Annotated in this window: 16 protein-coding genes; 10 read left to right on the top strand and 6 right to left on the bottom strand. The window is 64.2% G+C overall.

Annotated elements, in window-relative coordinates; translation table 11 throughout:
- The first annotated feature begins 94 nt into the window (after positions 1 to 94).
- The 4 genes from DMB86_RS06125 (at position 95) to DMB86_RS06110 (ending at position 2,775) form a co-directional block, all read left to right on the top strand.
- Positions 95 to 826: a helix-turn-helix domain-containing protein gene (locus DMB86_RS06125; RefSeq protein WP_113717005.1), complete on the top strand. Its 732-nt coding sequence runs from the start codon at positions 95 to 97 to the stop codon at positions 824 to 826.
- Between the two features lie 488 nt (positions 827 to 1,314).
- The gene (locus tag DMB86_RS06120; protein ID WP_113717004.1) at positions 1,315 to 1,707 is read left to right on the top strand and encodes a hypothetical protein; all 393 of its coding nucleotides are present in this window, start codon (positions 1,315 to 1,317) and stop codon (positions 1,705 to 1,707) included.
- A gap of 139 nt (positions 1,708 to 1,846) precedes the next feature.
- The gene (locus DMB86_RS06115) at positions 1,847 to 2,305 is read left to right on the top strand and encodes a DUF2269 family protein (RefSeq protein ID WP_227878623.1); all 459 of its coding nucleotides are present in this window, start codon (positions 1,847 to 1,849) and stop codon (positions 2,303 to 2,305) included.
- A gap of 128 nt (positions 2,306 to 2,433) precedes the next feature.
- Positions 2,434 to 2,775: a hypothetical protein gene (locus DMB86_RS06110; protein ID WP_113717002.1), complete on the top strand. Its 342-nt coding sequence runs from the start codon at positions 2,434 to 2,436 to the stop codon at positions 2,773 to 2,775.
- 84 nt (positions 2,776 to 2,859) lie between these two features.
- Here the strand turns inward: DMB86_RS06110 and DMB86_RS06105 are convergent, their stop codons facing one another.
- The 5 genes from DMB86_RS06105 to DMB86_RS06090 all read right to left on the bottom strand — a co-directional run bounded on the left by DMB86_RS06105 (position 2,860) and on the right by DMB86_RS06090 (position 7,804).
- Complete coding sequence (locus tag DMB86_RS06105) at positions 2,860 to 3,756, bottom strand: hypothetical protein (RefSeq protein WP_129545479.1); 897 nt, start codon at positions 3,754 to 3,756, stop codon at positions 2,860 to 2,862.
- A gap of 226 nt (positions 3,757 to 3,982) precedes the next feature.
- A complete protein-coding gene (locus DMB86_RS06100) occupies positions 3,983 to 5,335 on the bottom strand; it encodes a class-II fumarase/aspartase family protein (protein WP_113717000.1) in 1,353 nt (450 codons plus the stop codon).
- Between the two features lie 50 nt (positions 5,336 to 5,385).
- The gene (locus DMB86_RS20890; RefSeq protein WP_227878622.1) at positions 5,386 to 5,589 is read right to left on the bottom strand and encodes a hypothetical protein; all 204 of its coding nucleotides are present in this window, start codon (positions 5,587 to 5,589) and stop codon (positions 5,386 to 5,388) included.
- Positions 5,541 to 6,839, bottom strand: a complete 1,299-nt coding sequence (locus DMB86_RS06095; RefSeq protein WP_227878621.1) for a cation:dicarboxylate symporter family transporter — start codon at positions 6,837 to 6,839, stop codon at positions 5,541 to 5,543. The genes DMB86_RS20890 and DMB86_RS06095 overlap by 49 nt, the downstream gene beginning before the upstream one ends.
- Before the next feature lie 194 nt (positions 6,840 to 7,033).
- On the bottom strand, positions 7,034 to 7,804 hold the full coding sequence (locus DMB86_RS06090; RefSeq protein ID WP_113716999.1) for a GntR family transcriptional regulator: 771 nt from the start codon (positions 7,802 to 7,804) through the stop codon (positions 7,034 to 7,036).
- Between the two features lie 384 nt (positions 7,805 to 8,188).
- On the opposite strand from DMB86_RS06090, the gene DMB86_RS06085 reads away from it, so the two are divergent.
- From DMB86_RS06085 to DMB86_RS06070, 4 genes are all read left to right on the top strand, one after another.
- Positions 8,189 to 9,547 carry an MFS transporter gene (locus tag DMB86_RS06085; protein ID WP_227878620.1) on the top strand — a complete coding sequence of 453 codons (1,359 nt, stop codon included), beginning with the start codon at positions 8,189 to 8,191 and terminating at the stop codon, positions 9,545 to 9,547.
- An 86-nt stretch (positions 9,548 to 9,633) separates the two neighbouring features.
- On the top strand, positions 9,634 to 10,299 hold the full coding sequence (locus DMB86_RS06080; RefSeq protein ID WP_113716997.1) for a response regulator transcription factor: 666 nt from the start codon (positions 9,634 to 9,636) through the stop codon (positions 10,297 to 10,299).
- Positions 10,296 to 11,768 (top strand): HAMP domain-containing sensor histidine kinase, encoded by a 1,473-nt coding sequence (locus DMB86_RS06075; protein WP_113716996.1) that lies wholly within the window; start codon positions 10,296 to 10,298, stop codon positions 11,766 to 11,768. The genes DMB86_RS06080 and DMB86_RS06075 overlap by 4 nt, the downstream gene beginning before the upstream one ends.
- Positions 11,765 to 12,745: a TAXI family TRAP transporter solute-binding subunit gene (locus DMB86_RS06070; protein WP_113716995.1), complete on the top strand. Its 981-nt coding sequence runs from the start codon at positions 11,765 to 11,767 to the stop codon at positions 12,743 to 12,745. The genes DMB86_RS06075 and DMB86_RS06070 overlap by 4 nt, the downstream gene beginning before the upstream one ends.
- 154 nt (positions 12,746 to 12,899) lie before the next feature.
- Here DMB86_RS06070 and DMB86_RS06065 read toward each other — a convergent pair whose 3' ends face one another.
- Entirely contained in the window at positions 12,900 to 13,724 is an 825-nt protein-coding gene (locus tag DMB86_RS06065; protein WP_335645031.1) for a pullulanase X25 domain-containing protein, read from the bottom strand.
- A 327-nt stretch (positions 13,725 to 14,051) separates the two neighbouring features.
- Between DMB86_RS06065 and dcm the strand changes: the two genes are divergently transcribed.
- Together dcm and DMB86_RS06055 are read left to right on the top strand one after the other, a co-directional pair.
- Positions 14,052 to 15,365, top strand: a complete 1,314-nt coding sequence (gene dcm, locus DMB86_RS06060) for a DNA (cytosine-5-)-methyltransferase (RefSeq protein WP_269467412.1) — start codon at positions 14,052 to 14,054, stop codon at positions 15,363 to 15,365.
- Between the two features lie 275 nt (positions 15,366 to 15,640).
- Positions 15,641 to 17,878, top strand: coding sequence for a putative transposase (locus tag DMB86_RS06055; RefSeq protein ID WP_113716993.1), 2,238 nt, complete (start codon positions 15,641 to 15,643; stop codon positions 17,876 to 17,878).
- The last annotated feature ends 298 nt before the right edge of the window (positions 17,879 to 18,176 follow it).

Raw genomic sequence — 18,176 nt, 5'->3', positions numbered from 1 at the left:
GTCCGACGCCGGAGCCCGCCCGGGTGCCCGGGCGGGGGGTTCGGGGCGGAGAGGCTCGTTGTCACAAATGATCCGCAGACGGTATATTTCTTGCATGGAGTCAGACTCAATCACCACCTCCGAGGCCGCAATGATCCTCGGGATGTCGACGCGACGGGTACGCGCGCTCGTCAGCACCGGACAGCTCATGCCGCTGGGCAGGATGGGTCCGGTCTGGGTTCTGGACCGCCGCCAGGTGGTGGCGCGGAGCCGCCAGTCGGCCGCCAACAAAGGATGGTCCCCAAGCGCGCACACGGGCCGGCGGTGGAGCGAAAGGACGGCATGGGCCGCGATATCGCTGCTGGACAATCGCGACTCCGGCCTCGAGCCGGCAGCCCTGTCCCGGCTCCGCCGCCGGATGGACGGCATTGGTGTGGACCGGCTGACGTGGCTGGCCGGGGGCAGGGCAAGACTGCAGACCTTCGAGGGCCTTGCCGGGGACGCCGCATGCCTGATGCAGGAAATCCTGGCCTCCGGGCTGCAGGCGCTTTCCGAGGGTGCCGGGTCCGGGCCGTCCGGCGTTGTCTCGTTTGGCCACGACGTGGACGGATACGTTTCCGACGGCCGGCTGCCCGGGCTGATCGCCAAGTACTCCCTGTCGCCGACCCCCGCGGGACCTTTCAAGATCCGAACTGTGACATCGGAGCGCTTTGCCTGGCTGCAGGCCAACGGCGTACCGAAGACGGCGGTGGCGCTGGACATGCTGGACGACGGCGCCCCGCGCACCCGCAGTCAAGCCGAACGGCTGCTGCTCGAACGCATCGCAGCCTTGACCAGAAAGGCATGACCAGAAAGGCGTTATCGTGACAGAACGGCTTCATCACCACATCACCATGCCCGCGGAATATTGGGCCCACCCGTGGCCCCAGGTCGCGGAGTTGGCCGCCGTTGCCGCCTCCGACACTTGGACGCTGGTAGGCGGCCTGATACCCCCGGGCACTTGCGGGCACCTTCGCCGGCAGCGACCGTTTCCGAATCTCAACTCTGGCCAAGGCCTTGAAGGACAAGAACTCAGACCACTGGCTCGCACTTGACCCGGCGCCGCGGGACAGGGCACGCCGCGTCCTTGGCAATCTCTCTGCGGCATAAACGGCTCCGAATCCCCGCATGCCGCAACGCCGGGGCCTACTGGTAGATACACCTCGAGCGCGACATCTGGAAGGCCCCACTCTGGACCGGCATCCCCAGAGCCTGCGTGATCCTGTACTTCGCCTTGGCTGGCGAACCAGCAGCCCTGCACAGCAACCGCCTAGCTTCGCCTGCTACAAATGGACCATGAGCCGACGCCAGCACTTCGTCCCCTCACAGCGCCTGCCTGTGTCCGTCACCTCCATTGCTGCGGACGCCAGGCCCCGCCGGTCCGTCTTGTGGATTGTGGGCATCACCCTGGTCGGCTGGCTTTTACTGGCTTACCCGGCCGTGCTCCTGGCGCTTTTGTCCGTCCTGTTGATGGCCGGCACGGCATCGAGCCCGGCAACGGCGGGCTCCGTGGTGGCCGGCGTCGCAGGCCTGTCCGCCGTGCTGTGCATGGTCGCCGCCCCGCTGCTCACCGGACTGGCAGTCAGCCGGCGCCGCCGCGGCATGTGGGTCGGCGCGGTTGTCACGTGGGTCCTGACGGTCGTCGCCGTGGTCTACCTGCTCGTGAACTGGATCATCCCGCTCGCCTGACCGCCGGTGATCGGGCTTGTCGGGATCCCATCGGTCAGGACATGCCCGATGGGGCCACCAATCTGGGCCGGCTGGTGTTGACTGGAGACAAGGCAGCAGGCCGGAAACAATTGAAAGGCGATTCTTAATGGATACCGTAATGATTATTTTGCATGTGGTGGCAGCCGTGTTCCTGGTGGGGCCGATGGCGATACTGCCCATGACGGCACTGAAGTCACTCCGGGCACGCGACGCCGGCCAGACCGCGTCCCTGGCGAAGAGCGTGAACCTGTACTCGCTGCTGTCACTGATCGTGGTGTTCTTCGGGTTTGGCGCCATGGGCATGGCGGAGAAGAGCGACAACCTGTCCTTCACGACGCCGTGGATCCTCATCTCGATCATCCTGTACGCCGTCGCGTTGGCCATCAACCTGGCCGTGGTGGTCCCCGCGCTGCATCGGGCTGCCGAAGAGTTTCCCGACGCCGGACCCACCGTCGGTCAGGGTGGTTCCGCTGCCGCCGTCGTCAAGTCCCGGGAATATCCGCGCGTCGCGATGGGCTCGGGACTGTCGGCACTTCTGCTGGTGGCCGTGGTGGTCCTGATGGTCTGGAAGCCCTGACCCACCCGGCATGCTGGCGTCCGCGCCTGCCCAGCCATGACCCGAGGCGGCCACAGCCCGTCGCAGGTCCACGGCGTCGGTTTATCCACTCGGTAGACTAAAACGGGGACAGCTGATACAAAGTTGCCATGGCCCCTTCCCCAGCCCACGGGCCGGCCGAAACGGCACCCAAACGCCCTTCGGTCGGGTGGGGCGTCGTCATCACGCTGGCCGGATGGGTGATACTTGCCTTCCCGGCATTCATCGCCTTATTCCTGACGGCGGCGTCGTTTTCCGGATGCTTTCTGGACTGCACCACGCCGAAGCCACAGCCCGCGGCCGGCATGGCAGGTGTGATCATCCTGGCAGCCATGGTGGCGTGCCCGCCCATGCTTGGCCTGGCCGTGGTGCGGGGCGGCCGCAAATGGTGGATCGCGTTGGGAACGTTCGTCCTGGTGGTGTTCGGCTTCATTGTGTACGCATCGATGTGAGCGTTGCAGCCTGGACATGAAGGTGGCGGGCTGGCCCCGAATGGCCAGTCCTCCGCGCCGTCAACGAATATGCAGGGGCCTGACCTACTTGGTGTTCCAGTAGACGCGCTGATTCTGCGCCAGAGAGAACGTGGGCTCGACGTAAACCTTCGCCCCGGCAACCGCTGCTGCAGGGACGTCCATGCACACCTGGTACTCGCCCGTCCCGCCATTCTCAAGGGTCGGTACCGAGCTGCCCGGCTTGGCCGTGGTGGCGTTGCAGGTGCTGCTGGAATATTGACGGGCGTCGCTGCCCACAAACTTTATGCCGAGGTCGACCCACGGATTGCCCTCCTTGTCGCCGACATACTTTACGTCGACATCGACCAAAACGTATTGGCCCTTGGCCGGCTCGTTGAACTGGTTGGCAGCAGCAATCGCGTCTCCGGCGTTGACATTGACGCTTTTGATGGAAACGTCGTACTCGCTTCCGACTTTCGCGGTGGCACCCAGGGCGAGTGCAGCAGTTTCGGCCTTCTTCTGATCCTTTGCGGGGGCATCCACAACACCGTCCGCGCTGTCGCTGACTGCCTTGCTGACGCCGTCGATCACGGAAACGTAGTATGCCTGCGAGGCGAGGACGCCAACCAGGGAAACCACTGCGATCACCAGCGCAACGATAGACATGCCCTTGGCCCTGGACTTCTTCCTCACAGCGATGATCAGGGCCGGGATGGCGAATCCCAGGGCCAGCAGACCCAGGAAGAACACGAGGTTGTTCACGATCGGTATCCAGCACAGCAGGAGAGACACGATGGCCAGGATCAGGGCGGTGAGTGCCAGTGCCTTGCCGGCACGCTTGTCACCGGCGGACGCCGGCTGCGGTGCGAACGGCTCGGGCGGGAGGCCGGGCCCTCCGGTTGGCAGCGTCGTTGATGGCGGCAGATCCGACGGCGGCACATAGACGGACCCTTGCTGCTGGTCCAAAGATTCATTCCCCATGTTGGTGCTCCTGATATCGAGTGATGCGAGGAGGCAACCACTGCCCCCTGCCGGCACAGGATCCTGGCGGATCCGGCACCTGACATCAATGTAGGAGGAGGGTCTGACAAAGTCGTTTGGCGACGGCGGGGAACCGGTGACTGAGATCGAGCTTGTCGAAACCCAGGTCTCGACAAGCTCGACCACCGGCGACAAGCTCGACCACCGGGGCGGGTCCGCGGGCCCGTTACCGTGCCAGGCCGTCCACCACTTGCCGGGTCATGGTCTTGGCGCTGCCAAGGTAGCCAGCCGGTTCGCATAGTTCGGCGATCCGATCGGCGCCGAGCTGGCGCACCAAGTCCTCGTGCTTGAGCAGCTCGGCCTTCAGCTCGCCCTTAGACTCGATGGCGGCGCGGCAGGCCTCGTAGATCACCTCGTGCGCCTCCTGCCGTCCCAGGACGGGGGCGATGGCCATCATGACGGCCTCGGCCACTATGAGTCCGTGCGTCAACTGCGTGTTTTGGTACATGCGGTCCACGTCAACCTCGAGGCCGGAGAGCATGAACTCTGCCTGGTGCAGGGAGCTGGCCAGCAGCAGGAATGCCTCCGGAATCGTGGCCCACTCCAGGTGCCAGGGTCCGGTGGCCCGCTCAAAGTCCTGCATCAGCGCATCCAGCATGACCGAGGACTTCTCGCGCAGCAGCTTGCCGGCGGCCAGCATCAGCTCGCTCGAGATCGGGTTGCGCTTCTGAGGCATGGTGGAGCTGGCGCCGCGGCCGTTCACGAAGGGTTCGGCCAGCTCCCCGTATTCGGAGGAGCACATCATCGTGACGTCCCAGGCGATCTTGCCCAGGGACCCGCCAATGTTGGCGAACAGCGAGACCAGCTCGGCGAGCCCGTCCCGCGCCACGTGCCAGGTGATTTCGGGATCGCGCAGGCCCAGCTCGGCGGCCAGCTCAGCGCGGACGGCCAGCCCTTCGGGCCCCTCCCCCAGCGACGCCAGCGTCCCGGCCGCCCCGCCGAACTGGACCATCAGGTCCCGCTCCCGTGCCTGCTGCAGCCGTTCCGCATGCCGGTCCAGCGCCGAGAGCCACACGGCGCAGCGGTACCCAAATGTCACCGGCAGGGCGTGCTGGAGGTGGGTGCGCCCGGCGGCGACAGTGTCGATGTGCTCCGCGGCCAGCCGGACCAGGGCCCTGCGCACGCCGTCCAGCTGGCCGGACAGCAGTTCCACCCCGGCCTTGCACTGGAGCATGACGGCGGTGTCCATGATGTCCTGCGTGGTGGCGCCCCAATGCACATAGCCGCCGGCGTCCCCACACTGTTCGGCCAACTGCTTGACGATGGGCAGGATGGGGTAGCCTACGATTTCCGTTTCCTCGCGGAGGCGGTCCATGTCCAGCGTCTCGACGTTGGCCTTCTCGGTGATCTGCCCCGCGGCCACCGCCGGAATCACGCCGACGCGCGCCTGGGCCCGGGCCAGGGCCGTCTCGGTGTCGATGATGCGGGCGATGTAGGCGGTGTCGGAAAAAATGTCGCGCATCGCCGGGGTGCCGAACATGTTGCGGAAGAGCTGGGAATCAAAAGCGGTGGTGTTCATGGTCTCTCTCAAAGTCTTGAAGGGTTGATCTCGTGTTGCCTGCGGGGGTGTCAGTGAGAACGGACGACGGCGGTCAGCTCGCCGTGGTTCTCCGGCGCGCCGGCCGGGCCACCCTGGTCGGCCCGCGCCGCCGCGGCATCCGCGGGGGCGCCGGCGGGCGGCCCGCCCAAGGAAGCATCGGCGTCGTACTCTTCCCTGTCAGCCTTCAGCCAGAATTCGGTGGGGTCGGCGAGTGCCTCCCGGACCGTGGGCATGTGAAGTTCCTTAGTCCACTTGGCGACGACCAGGTGGCCACGACGTTGCCGAAGGTGTTGCAGAAGGCGGTGGCGATGGACATGAAGCGGTAGACGCCGAACAGGATGGCCACGCCTTCGATGGGCAGGTATCCGGTGGCGGCGATGGTGGCGGCAAACACCACGTAAGTGCCCCCGGAGACGGTCGCGGCGCCCTTTGAGGTCAGGAGCATGATGACCAGGAGGCCGATCTGCTCCGGGATGCCCATGTGGATGCCGTACACATTGGCCAAGAAGAGCGTGCTCAGGGCCATGTAGATGGAGGTGCCGTCGAGGTTGAACGCGTAGCCGGTGGGGACCACCAGGCCCACGGCCTGCTTGGACACGCCCATCATGGGCAGCTTGCGCAGCAGTCCGGGCAGTGCGGATTCGCTGGAGGCGGTGCCCAGGACCAGGGACATCTCGATGCGCACGTACCGCAGGATGCGGAAGATGTTGAAGCCGGAGAGCAGGCACACCAGCCCGAGCACGCCGAAAACGAAGAACGCAATCACGGCCCAGTACTGGAGCACGAGTTCGGCCAGGGCAAGCAGCATGGCGCTGCCGTTCGTGCCCACGGCATAGGCGATGGCGCCGAAGGCTCCGATGGGCGCGAGCTTCATGATGACGTTGATGAAGCCGAACATGGCCTCGGAGATGGTTTCCAGCCCGCCGGTGACCTTGGCGCGCATGTGCGGTTTGAGGGTGAGCAGTCCGGCGCCGAAGATGATGGCGAGGATGAGCACCTGCAGCAGTTGGCCTGAACTGAAGGCGCCGATGAAGTTGTCCGGGAAGATGCCCTTGAGGAAGGCCGTGAAACCGGGCTCGCCGGCGCCAGCCGGGGCGGCCCCGGCGCTGGACTGCAGGGCGTGGGCGCCCTTGCCAACGCCGAAGAGGTTTCCAGCCACGAGCCCGAGGAGCAGGGCGACGGTGGAGAGCACCTCGAAGTAGATCAGGGCGAAGAACCCGATGCGGCTCGCCTTTTTCAGGTCGCCCGCGGCGCCGATGCCGAGCACCACCGTCAGGAACACGAGCGGGGCCACGCCGGCCTTGATGAGAGAGAGGAAGAGGTCGCCGACGATCTTGAACTGGCTCGCGACGCCGGGAAGGGCGAACCCAAACACGATACCCACGGCCATGGCGATCATCACCTGGGCACCGAGTCCGCGGTACCACTTCTTCCGGGCTGCAGACGCGCTCGGCGCTGAGCTCAGCTGCTGGAGAGTTTTCATTTTGCCTCTTACCTGTCTAGACAACTTATCTGTCTAGACAAATATGAGACATGGCTCACGGAATGTCAAGGGGCCCGGTGAAAGTAGCCGGCGGCGACGGCGGGCAGGGAGCGGCGTGGTAGCCCGCCACCGTGCGTCGAAGTGCCGCGCGAAGGCACGGAACTTTTGGATTTGGAGGGTTTTGCGAAGCCGCGTCAGCGGGGCTCGAGAATGGTTTCGTAAACGAATGTGTCGCCGGGGTGCAGGCTGACCACAACGACGAAGAGGCCGTCGTTGCGGTCCATGTATTGGCGGGTGAATTCCAGCGCCAGCGCGCCGATGGGACGGTCGAGGGCCGCCGCGGCGTCGGCCGGCACGGTCGTGGCGCGGACGCGCTGGACTACACGGTCAATCGTGCGGTCAGTCTTGGCGCAGATGAGGTCCGCGACGAGGCGTTCGCTTCCCTGGATCTCGTCTTTAATGAGCACCCAATCTTCGGTGGACACGTAGACGCGCGACCACGATTCAACCCGCATGGCGTCTATTTCGCTTTGCCGGGTGGTGGTGACCCTGATGAAAACGGCGCCGGCAGGCAGGCCCGTGAGCCGGGCGGTTTGGGCGTCCAGGTTGACTTCCTCCACGCGCAGGACGCTGCGCACGGCGGTCTGGCCGTAGCTGACCAGGTCATCGATGGAGGCCAGCCGTGAGGAGAACTCGGTGACGGGCGTGGGGCGGATGACGCGGGTCCCCTGCCCCTTGCGCCGGCCGACCAATCCCTGGGCCTCGACCTGCCGCAGCGCGCTGCGCAGCGTTTCCCGGGAGACGCCGTACGCGGCGGCCAGGTCCGGTTCCGAAGGCAGGAAACCGCCCACCAGCCACTCGCCGGCCGCGATGCGGCGCGCCAGGTCGGCGGCGATGACCTGGTACCGGGCCTGGCCCCGTGGCGGCTCGGTCGTCTGCAGTTGTTGCCGGCTAAGTGGTCCCATGGTGGTTCCATTGTTCCATCAGTTACCTCGATCCGGCGGTAGGGCAATTCCGAAGGGCACCTGTTCTTAGGCCGGCCGAAACTAGGGCCTCCGCCCGCGCGGCCGTCGGGGCGGAAGAACCGCTTTGGCCCAGGATGCCGAAACGGAGAAATGATCCTGATTTAGCAGCCTCAATAGTCCGTTTCGGCATCCGCGGCCATAGGAAGGACCGAATGGGTGGTCCACATTCTCAACCCGCTTCCCAACAGAGAGGCGGCCAGCTCCCGCAATCCTAAGAAACCGTTAGGAAAACCCGCCCAGCCTTTGATGTGCCCTGAATCACGAATAGCTTGGCTTGTGCCCCCGCAACACCAAGGGGCGAATCCCAAACTTGAAGGAGCAGCCGTGGACAAGGCAAAGGCCGGTGAGCGCGCAACGTCGCGACGCATCACGGGCAACATATTCAAGGGTTCAGTGGGGAACCTCATCGAGTGGTACGACTGGTACGTGTACGCAGCCTTTGCCGTGTACTTTTCATCCGCGTTCTTCCCGTCGGGCGACCCCACCTCGCGGCTGCTGAACACGGCGGCCATCTTCGCCGTCGGCTTCCTGATGCGCCCGCTGGGCAGCCTGATCCTGGGCCGGTACGCGGACCGCCACGGCCGCCGCGCCGCGCTGACACTGTCCATCACGGTCATGGCCGCCGGCTCGCTGATCATTGCGTGCACCCCCGGCTATGACACCATCGGCGTGTGGGCGCCCATCATCCTCGTGGTCGCACGCCTGGTCCAGGGCCTTTCCCTCGGCGGCGAGTACGGCACCTCGGCCACGTATCTGTCGGAAATGGCCAGCAGCGGCCGCCGCGGCTTCTACTCCAGCTTCCAGTACGTCACGCTCATCGCCGGGCAGCTGATCGCGCTGGGCGTCCAGATCGTCTTGCAACAGGTCCTCAGCGAGGCGGACATGAAGTCCTGGGGCTGGCGGATCCCGTTCGTGCTGGGTGCCATCTTCGCCCTGACCGTCCTGTGGCTGCGCCGCACCATGGACGAATCGGAGCAGTTCACCAAGTTGAGCCAGGAATCGAGCGCCAAGGCCGGCACCCTCCGGATCCTGATGCAGCACCCCAAGGCGGTCATGACCGTCGTCGGGCTCACCATGGGCGGCACCGTCGCGTTCTACACGTACACCACGTACATGCAGAAGTTCATGGTGAACACCGTGGGCATCGAAAAGTCCACGGTCAGCTGGATCAACTTCTTCGCGCTGCTGGCGTTCGTGGTCCTGCAGCCCGTGGCCGGCGGGCGTTCGGACAGGGTGGGCCGCCGCCCGCTGCTGCTGGGCTTCGGCATCCTCGGCACCCTTCTGACGGTCCCGCTGTTCCTGCTCATGCAGGGGATGAAGAATCCCGTGGGCGCGTTCCTGCTCATGATGGTGGGGCTGGTCATCGTCACCGGTTACACGTCCATCAACGCCATCGTGAAGGCCGAGCTCTTCCCGACGGAAATCCGCGCCCTTGGCGTGGGCCTGCCGTACTCGCTCACCGTGGCGGTCTTTGGCGGCACCGCCGAGTTCATTGCCCTAGGCCTGAAGAACATCGGGCTCGAGCAGGTCTTCTACTACTACGTGGCCGCCTGCATCGCCGTCAGCTTCATCGTCTACTGGCGCATGGGCGAGTCCTCCAAGACCTCCCACATCGAGGCCGAACTGCTGGATTCCACGGACGACGCCGGCACCCCCGCCCTGGACGACGTCGCCTCCCGGTAACCTGTAAATAGTTCGAAACGGGCGCCTGTCGTACGCAGACAGGCCCCCGTCACCGCCCCCGGGGCACTGCCGAAGAGGACCGTAGCGTGGACTTGCTCATCGTTGAAGACGACGACGCCGTTGCTTCGGCCCTGCTGGCGGCCGTCAGTTCCGCCGGGCACCGGGCGTCCCGGGTGTTCCGCGGCAGCGACGCCCTGCTGCAGCACCGCGGGGCGGAGATGGTCCTGCTGGATTTGGGCCTGCCGGACATGGACGGCCTGGACGTGCTGCGCAAGCTGCGCCAGGTGACCCTGGCCCCCGTCATCATCCTCACGGCCCGGGACGATGAACGCAGCGTGGTCCGCGGCCTGCGGCTGGGCGCGGACGACTACCTGGTCAAGCCGGTCAAGCTCACGGAGCTGCTGGCCCGGATCGAGGCCGTCGGGCGGCGGATCGGGCGCGCGGCACCCAAAACCAGCCAGCTGACGGCGGGGCCGGTGGCCATCAACCTGGACCGCCGCACGGCCGAACTGGAAGGCAAACCCCTCGGCTTGACGCCGACCGAGTTTGACCTGCTGGCCCTGCTGGTCCAGCACGGCGGGTCCATCGCCACGCGCGAACAGATTATGGACGTCCTTTGGGGCGACGCGTTCGTGGCCGCCTCCCGTTCGCTCGACGTCCACCTGACCGGCCTGCGCGCCAAGCTGGACCGCCCCGGCTACATCGTCAACGTCCGCGGCGTGGGTTACCGCTTCGAAGCGAACCCGGAGTGAGGGTTCGTGTCCTGGGCGTGCTTGGACTGCTGTCCGTGTTGCTTGTTCTGGGCCTGGCGTTTTCCATCCTGAGCGCCGGCAGCCGGGCCCTGACCCAGGACCTGGAGATCAACCGGGTGGCCTCGCTCAACCGCTTTTCGCAGGTGGCGGCGGACGCGGCGTCGAGCAACGACTGGGAGGGGCTGCAGACGGCCATGGACGCATACTCCGGCCTGTACGGCGAGGGCGTCCTGGTCCGCGCCCGGGACCGCACGCTGGTGTCCGGCCGGCTGGATCCGAACAGCGCGGAGGTCAAGGACGCCCTGTTCAACGCCAGCCTGAACCTGAGCCTGACCAAGCTGGCGCCGCTGCGCCCCTTCGGCCCGAACGCCATGCTCGTGGCCCGGTCGTTCGGCAGCGCCAACCAGGTCATGGGTGAGGTGGTCCTGGAGACCGACGCCGGCACGGCGCAGGGCAAGCTGCGGGCACTGTGGCTGGGGGTGCTGGCGGCCGCCACAGTTCTTGAGGTGGCCCTGCTGTTCGGCGCGGCCAGGTTGACCCGGTGGGTGCTGCGGCCCATCCACCGGCTCAATTCGGCGGTGGTCGAGCTGGAGGAAACCGGCTCCATGCGGCGCCTGCCCCAGGACGGCCCGCCGGAGCTGCGTGAGCTCAGCCGCTCGCTGACCACCATGGCCGCGGCGGTCCAGGGCAGCCTGGACCAGCAGCGCCAGCTGATCGCGGACACCTCCCACCAGTTGCGCAATCCCGTGGCCGCCCTGCGGCTGCGGGTGGACCTTTTGCAGCTCCAGCTCAAGGATTCCTCGGATCCTGGCACCATCTCCGCCGTCACGGCCGAGCTGGACCGCGTGGAGGAACTGCTGGACGACGTGCTGATGCTGGCCACGGCGGAAAACCGGGCCTTTGAGGGTGCGGCCAGGAAGGCCGTGGGGCCGGCCGGCGGACCTGACCACGGACGCGCCAACCTGTACCTCGCCGTCCAGGAGGAACTGGAGCGCGCCTCGGCCGCTGCCGGCCGCAACGGGACCGCACTGGCGCTCGGCCCACCGCCGGAGGCCGACGTTTATGTGGACTGCAGCCCCTTCGAACTGTCCCAAATGGTAGGCGAGCTGCTGGAGAACGCCATCAAGTACGCTGCCGGCGGCCACGTCCAAGTCTCCGTGACAGACCATGCCGGCACCGTTGACATTGACGTGTCCGACGACGGCCCGGGCATGTCCCCCGAGGAACTCACCTTGAGCACCACGCGGTTTTGGCGGTCCCCCGACCACCGTGACATCCGGGGCACCGGCCTCGGGCTGACCATTGTGGACACGCTGGCCGAGGCAAACGGCGGACGGCTCCTGCTGGGCACCCGCGAGCCGCACGGCCTGCGGGCCACCCTGGTGTTCCCGCTGGTCGAGCCTGTCGGCACCCAACCGGTGGTCCAGCAGGGAGCCCCGCGAGCGCGTCGAGACCCAGGCGCCCGATGACCGACCCAGAGTCCCGGGCGCCCACCCGCCGCCAGCTCTTCAAATTCGCCGCCGGCGCCGGCCTGTCCACAGCGCTCCTCCCGGTGCTCTCGGCGTGCGCCCCCCGACCACCGCTGGATCACGCCGTCGTGGCTGGCGGCGAACCCGGCGGTTTCTATCTTGAATTTGCCGCGCTGTTGGCCGCATCCCTGCAGCGCAACGGCGTGGCACGAACGGCCACCACCCTGTCCACGGGCGGCAGCGCGGACAACTTCCAGCGCATCCTCTCCGGGGCGGCAACGCTGGGTCCCGTCCTGGCCGACACCGCCGCGGAACTTATGAATGCGAGCCCCGGGCGCGTCCTCGCCGTCGGCAAGGTCTACGAGAACTACCTGCACTGCATCGTGCGCAAGGACAGCCGCATCCGCAGGGTCGCGGACCTGGCCGGCAAAACTGTGGGGACGGGCGCCGTCGGCTCCGGTACAGCGCTCACGGCAGGCCGTGTCCTCGCCACCGCCGGTCTTGGACCGGATTCAAGGAATCCCGCAGGGCAGCACGAGCTCGGGCTGAACGACGGCCTGGCTGCCCTTCTGCGGGGCGCCATTGATGCGCTGATGTGGTCGGGCGGGCTGCCCACGGCGGCCATCACCGCCCCCAACCAGAAGGTGGGCCTGCGGTTCCTGGACCTGGCCGGACTCCTACCGCGGTTGGCAGCGAGCTATGGGGACTTCTACGAGCACGCGGTTATCCCGGAGAACAGCTACGCCGGGACTCCGTCCGTGAACACCATCGGGGTGGCGAACTTGTTGCTGTGCCGGGCGGACCTGAACGCGAACATGGTCCGGCAGACCGTGCTGCTGCTGGTCGACCACGCCCGGGAGCTCATCCCGAAGTCCAGCCTGGGCATCCAGTTCCTGAGCCCCGAGACCCTGATCAACACGGCCGGCCTGCCGTTGCACCCCGCCGCGGCGGGTGCATACCGTGAGCTCCACGGGTGATCCGGTGGTCGACTGCCGAAACTCCGGTGGTCGAGCAGCGAGCTCTGCGAGCGCGTCGAGACCCCCGAGACCCATGCACCCCGCTGATTGAACTTGACGAAATCCGGCGACTGAGCTTGTCGAAATCCGGTCCCGCTGATTGAGCTTGTCGAAATCAGCCCCGGAGCACGTCCTTCGTGGCGTGGTCGTAGTGGAACGTGACTTCGCCGCCGGTGTGCTCGAACTCGTGGTTGGCCCCGTCCAGCAGGCCAAAAGCGCCGTAGTTCTCATCCCAGGAACCGTTCACGACGGCCTTGTAGCTGTACCTGCCGGCCGGCAGGTCCGCGGTCAGCTTCCAGGTGCCGCGTTTGGCGTCGAGTTTCATCTGCACGCTGTCGTGGCTGGGGTCCCAGTTCTCGAGGGCGCCGAGGATGGTCCCGAAGTCGCCGGCCAGTGCCACTGAGGCTGGCTGATCCTTACCCTCGACGGCGGCCGCCTTGGCGGGTACCTTGGCTGACGCCTTCGCCGGCGCAGCCTTGGCAGGAGCAGACTTCGCTGGCGCAGCCTTGGCGGGCGTCTTCTTGGCGGTTGCCGCAGTCTTGGTGGCGGCTTTCCTTGCTGGGGCCTTCTTGGCCACGGGCTTCGTGGGCAGGGGAGTGTCCGCTGGGACGGGCGTGCCAGTCGAGAGGGCGGCGGTCAGCGACTCCACTGTGTTGAAGACTACCGTCGCCCTGAGCCCGTCCTCGGTGATTTCCCAGCCGCTACGGCCCTTGGTAATCCACCCGGACTTGACCAGATCGGCCGTGGCCTTGGTGAGGTTTTTGTGACCGCGGGGAATGCCGCCGCTGAGCAGTTCGGACTCCTCTTTGGTGAACGGGATGCGGGCCACGGCCTCGGCCAGGACCTCTCCCCCGTTGGGCTTCTGGTCCTCCCACGACCCCGCGGCCATGATGTCCAGAACTTCCTTGAGCCGGCGGTTGGTGTTGTCTCGAACGGTCACAGCGGTCCTCCTGACGAAGCGGTATGCCACTACTGTGACAGGCAAGTTCGCTACTTGCCAGTACGTGACATTTTAAGCCGAGCTCGGACCGACTGGACGGCACAGCTGCCCCAGTTGATCGTATGAGACGTGCCGACGACTGGCAGCTATTGGGGCTGGCAAAAAGTCTTGCTCGTCCGGCCGTGTGAACTAACGCTACTTCGAGTAAACCCTATACGTGTCCCGAATTACACCAGCCACACGGCGCGCCTTCCAGCCCATCGCGACCTCATGGGGAATATTTAGAGACAGATTGACCCGTCAAATTCCCCAAGAATGGACCCGCTCGTGTCTCTGGCCCAAGTAGAACAAGCCGCAAGAACCCCCTTCGCTCTTCTGCGAGAACTGCGAGGCACCCACAGCCAAGCGAAACTGGCCACGACACTCGAGGTCTCCGTCAAAACCATCGCACGGTGGGAGACTGGGGAAACCGAGTGCCCCCCCTACCTTAGGGCGGCTTTAGAAGAGATTCTGAAAAAATGGTCTTTAGCTACGGTTCCGGCACCAGCCGGTGCATCGCCATTTAGATTCGTTGATCTATTTGCCGGAATTGGAGGTATTCGACTTGCCTTCGAATCGATTGGCGGCAATTGCGTCTTCACTTCCGAATGGAATAAGTACGCACAGCAGACATATGCGCGAAATTTTGGCCACTCGCTTCCGGGATTTGTCGAAGGATTTCACGAAGACCCCGAAGGACATCTGTTCGCAGGCGATATCACCCAAGTTCATGAGAAGACAATACCTGACCACGACGTCCTTCTCGCCGGGTTTCCATGCCAGCCATTCTCCATAGCTGGAGTGTCAAAGAAAAATTCGCTGGGACGCGAGCACGGATTTGCCGACGCAACGCAAGGTACGCTATTTTTCGATGTCGCTCGAATAATTGATGAAAAACAGCCTCAAGCGTTCTTGCTTGAAAATGTTAAGAATCTCTTGTCGCACGACATGGGGCGAACCTTCAGAGTCATTGAAAGGACGCTTCGCGAAGAACTCGGTTATGAAATCGATTATAAAGTGGTTAATGCAAATTCTTACGTACCGCAAGGTCGGCAGCGCATAATGATAGTCGGGTTTAAAGACGCATCTGCGTTTGAAGGAGTCGATGGATTTACCTTCGACAATTTGACGTCACAAGTAAACCGTCAAGGGAAATCCAAAATCATCCGCCCCACAATGGCTTCCATTTTGCACCCCGAGGACGGTACTGAAGTTGCCGAAGTGCCGTACACCGAGGGAGAGCTTGCCTCTGTTGGAGCCAAATACACACTGACACCGAATCTCTGGAAATACTTGAAAGATTATGCCGCAAAACACAGAGCTGCGGGAAACGGATTTGGCTACGGACTAGTAGGTCCCGAGTCTGTTGCTAGAACCCTCTCAGCACGCTACCACAAAGATGGATCCGAAATATTAGTATCGCGCGGCATTGGAGAGCGACCACGCCGGCTTACACCCCGTGAGTGCGCACGCCTCATGGGTTTCCCAGATTCATACGAAATACCTGTATCAGACACTCAGGCCTATCGCCAATTCGGTAATAGTGTAGTCGTACCTGCTGTCACTGCCGTCGCCGAGGAGATGCGGCGATTTATAAAATAGAGGAGTGATTAAATAGAGGAGTGATTAAAACGTGCAATAATAGGATTAATACTTTATAACACTACTGAACGATGACGTCCGTTCAGACTTGGTACCCATGAGCGGTACGTGAAAATTTGTGGGTTCAGGCCTCTGGACACGGCGATGAAGTGGTCTTCGTGGTTCGTTGAATTGACGCGGTTCTTACTGTGGCCCGGGCTGTTAATCCTGGCCATAGTGTGAGATAATAAAGGCGTGATGAATTCGTTGTGTGGGTGGGTGAAACAATGGTTTCAATGACCATCCAAACCGCCCTTCCTGTGCTGGCCGATCTCGGCGGAGTTCTCATGGGCGAGCATGCCGCCCTGCTGGAAAATGAGGTGGGCGGCAAGGTCTTCATCAACGGGCAGTTGGCCTATGTGTGGGGTGCCGGCCAGGACGGTCTGCGCCGTTTGGCGGCCTCGCAGCTGGTCGATACCGGTGCCGCCCAGGTGAACGAGGTCGCCGCCGGTTTTGGTGTGAACACGGAGTCGTTGCGGCGCTGGCGCAAATCCCTGGAAGGGGCAGGGCTGCTGGGTTTGGCGCCGGTGAAGAAGGGTCCCAAACGTCCTTCCCTGCTGACCGATGAGAAAGCAGCGCAGATACGTGCTGTTCGTGTCGGCGGGGTCAGCCTGCGGGCGACCGCTGAAGCGACGGGGGTTTCCACTGACACGGTCCGACGTGCCATGGCCATGACCACCGCAACAGAAGCAGCGACAGGTCCATCTGCCCGCGATGGCGTGGCACCCCTTGAAGCAGCTGAACAGCTTGCATTGCCGGTGCTGCCGGCCCCGGTGCCCCGTGATGGGGAGCGGGCAGCGGCACGGGCCGGGCTCCTTGACTGTGCGGCCCCGGTGTTTGCCCCGGCCGCCCACATTCGCCATGCCGGGCTGTTCCTGGCGTTGCCGGCACTGGAAACCACCGGACTGCTCTCCTGCGCGAAGGAGGTGTATGGTTCCTTGCCGGACGGGTTCTACGGACTGGAAACCATCCTGATCGATGCCGTATTGCGGGCGTTGGCCGGGGAGACCCGGGCCGAGGGCGCCACCCGCTTCAACCCTGTGGAACTGGGTCGGGTGCTGGGCATGGACCGAGCCCCGGAGGTAAAGACGATCCGCCGCCGGATCTCCCAACTCGCCGAGGCCGGCAAAGCCGAGGAGCTTATTGCCGCCCTGGCCAAACACCACCTGAACATGAGCGGTCCCGATGCTGAGGATCTGACCGCGATCCTCTATGTTGACGGGCATGTGCGCGCCTACCAGGGCACTAAGAAGATCGGAAAGATCTACTCCACCCGGCTCAAGTTCCCGGTCCCTGCAACCGAGGAAACCTGGGTCACCGACGCCCACGGCTCACCGGTGTTCGTCGTCATGGCCGAACCGGGTGCGTCCCTGGCCACCGAGCTGCGCAACCTCCTGCCAGAACTCCGCACGGCTGTGGGTGATGACCGGCGCGTGCTGGTCGGTTTTGACCGTGGAGGCTGGTCACCGGCGCTCTTTCAACACATGGCAGAAAAGGGTTTTGATGTGCTGACCTGGCGCAAAGGCGCCAGCAAAAACATCGACGAAGACCAGTTCGCCGAGGTATCCCACACCGGCGAGAATGCTCAGACACGGTCCTGGTCTGTTGCTGACACTCTCGTTGACCTGCCCCTGGCCGCCACGAAGACGACCGGGGAAGTGTTCACGATCCGGCAGGTCAGCCGGATCGTTCCAGCGACCGGTGGTGGCACCCGGCAAATCCACATCCTCACCACCGACAGGGACATGAGCGCTGGCGAGGTGGTGTACCGGATGGGTTCACGGTGGCGGCAGGAAAACCAGTTCCGCTATGCCCGCATGCACTTCGACCTCGACTCCCACGACTCCTATGCTTCCACCGGTGACGATGAGGACCGTTTGGTGCCGGAACCGGCAAAGAAGAAGGCCTACCAAAAGGTCGTTGCCGCCAGGAATGCGCATGCAGAGGCCGCCGCCGTGGCGGATGCGAACCTGCTGGCCCTGAAGACCCCGGCCGACGGTGCCGGTGAAGTCACGCTGACCAGTGCCATGCACAACCAGGTCATGGCACCGGTGGGGGAAGCAGAAAATGCCTTGGTCGCTGCCGAGAAAGTGCACAAGAGCATTCCGGCGAAGGTCCGGCTCGGGGACCTGAGCCCCGGACAGCAAGTCCTGAACACCGAGACCAAACTCATCCACCACGGCATCCGCATGGCCGCCTACAACACCGCGATGAGCATCGCGCGGGAAATCCGCACCAACACCGGCTACAAGCGCGCCACCCAGGAAGCCCACGCGCTCATGCGCCAAGCCTTCAACCAGGCCGGTGACATCGACCCCACCAAACCCGGATACCTCACGATCAGCCTCGACCCACTGCCGACCAAGGCAAAAACCGCGGCCATCGCCCAGCTATGCGAACACCTAAACAGCACCCAAACCCGCTACCCAGGCACCGGGCTCATCCTGCGCTACAAAATCAAGAGCAACGCCTAACAACCCACAGTCATTACCTCACCATGACCGGAGTCCTGGGGTTTCGTTGCTGCGTCAATCTTGTCAGATGCCTTCGTCGAGGGAGAGTCGTCTGCGAGGTCGTTTAGATGATAATTAGTCTCGCCATTTCATGGGCACATTTCATGGGGACGTGACCGAAGTGCGTCATTAAAGCTTGAAGAGCGCCTCCGACCAAAGGAAAATGTGGTTCCCACACAAACATTGCCTAGACACATCAGGAGCACCCTGTAGTTGAACTAGTACACCGGCCTTTATCCCTCTGTCCGAGTTGATGCTG

The organism is Arthrobacter dokdonellae (assembly GCF_003268655.1).
In the GTDB taxonomy this organism is placed as follows: Bacteria; Actinomycetota; Actinomycetes; order Actinomycetales; family Micrococcaceae; genus Specibacter; species Specibacter dokdonellae.
The sequence above is the reverse complement of the archived record's forward strand: the minus strand, read 5'-3'. Positions and strand labels throughout refer to the sequence as shown.

Coding starts and splice junctions, on each gene's coding strand:
- DMB86_RS06100 (WP_113717000.1), bottom strand. CDS start 5,335: ATGAACACCACCGCTTTTGATTCCCAGCTCTTCCGCAACATGTTCGGC.
- DMB86_RS06070 (WP_113716995.1), top strand. CDS start 11,765: ATGACCGACCCAGAGTCCCGGGCGCCCACCCGCCGCCAGCTCTTCAAA.
- DMB86_RS20890 (WP_227878622.1), bottom strand. CDS start 5,589: ATGCCCACGGTCCGGGAGGCACTCGCCGACCCCACCGAATTCTGGCTG.
- DMB86_RS06115 (WP_227878623.1), top strand. CDS start 1,847: ATGATTATTTTGCATGTGGTGGCAGCCGTGTTCCTGGTGGGGCCGATG.
- DMB86_RS06055 (WP_113716993.1), top strand. CDS start 15,641: ATGACCATCCAAACCGCCCTTCCTGTGCTGGCCGATCTCGGCGGAGTT.
- DMB86_RS06125 (WP_113717005.1), top strand. CDS start 95: ATGGAGTCAGACTCAATCACCACCTCCGAGGCCGCAATGATCCTCGGG.
- DMB86_RS06095 (WP_227878621.1), bottom strand. CDS start 6,839: ATGAAAACTCTCCAGCAGCTGAGCTCAGCGCCGAGCGCGTCTGCAGCC.
- DMB86_RS06090 (WP_113716999.1), bottom strand. CDS start 7,804: ATGGGACCACTTAGCCGGCAACAACTGCAGACGACCGAGCCGCCACGG.
- DMB86_RS06120 (WP_113717004.1), top strand. CDS start 1,315: ATGAGCCGACGCCAGCACTTCGTCCCCTCACAGCGCCTGCCTGTGTCC.
- DMB86_RS06110 (WP_113717002.1), top strand. CDS start 2,434: ATGGCCCCTTCCCCAGCCCACGGGCCGGCCGAAACGGCACCCAAACGC.
- DMB86_RS06105 (WP_129545479.1), bottom strand. CDS start 3,756: ATGGGGAATGAATCTTTGGACCAGCAGCAAGGGTCCGTCTATGTGCCG.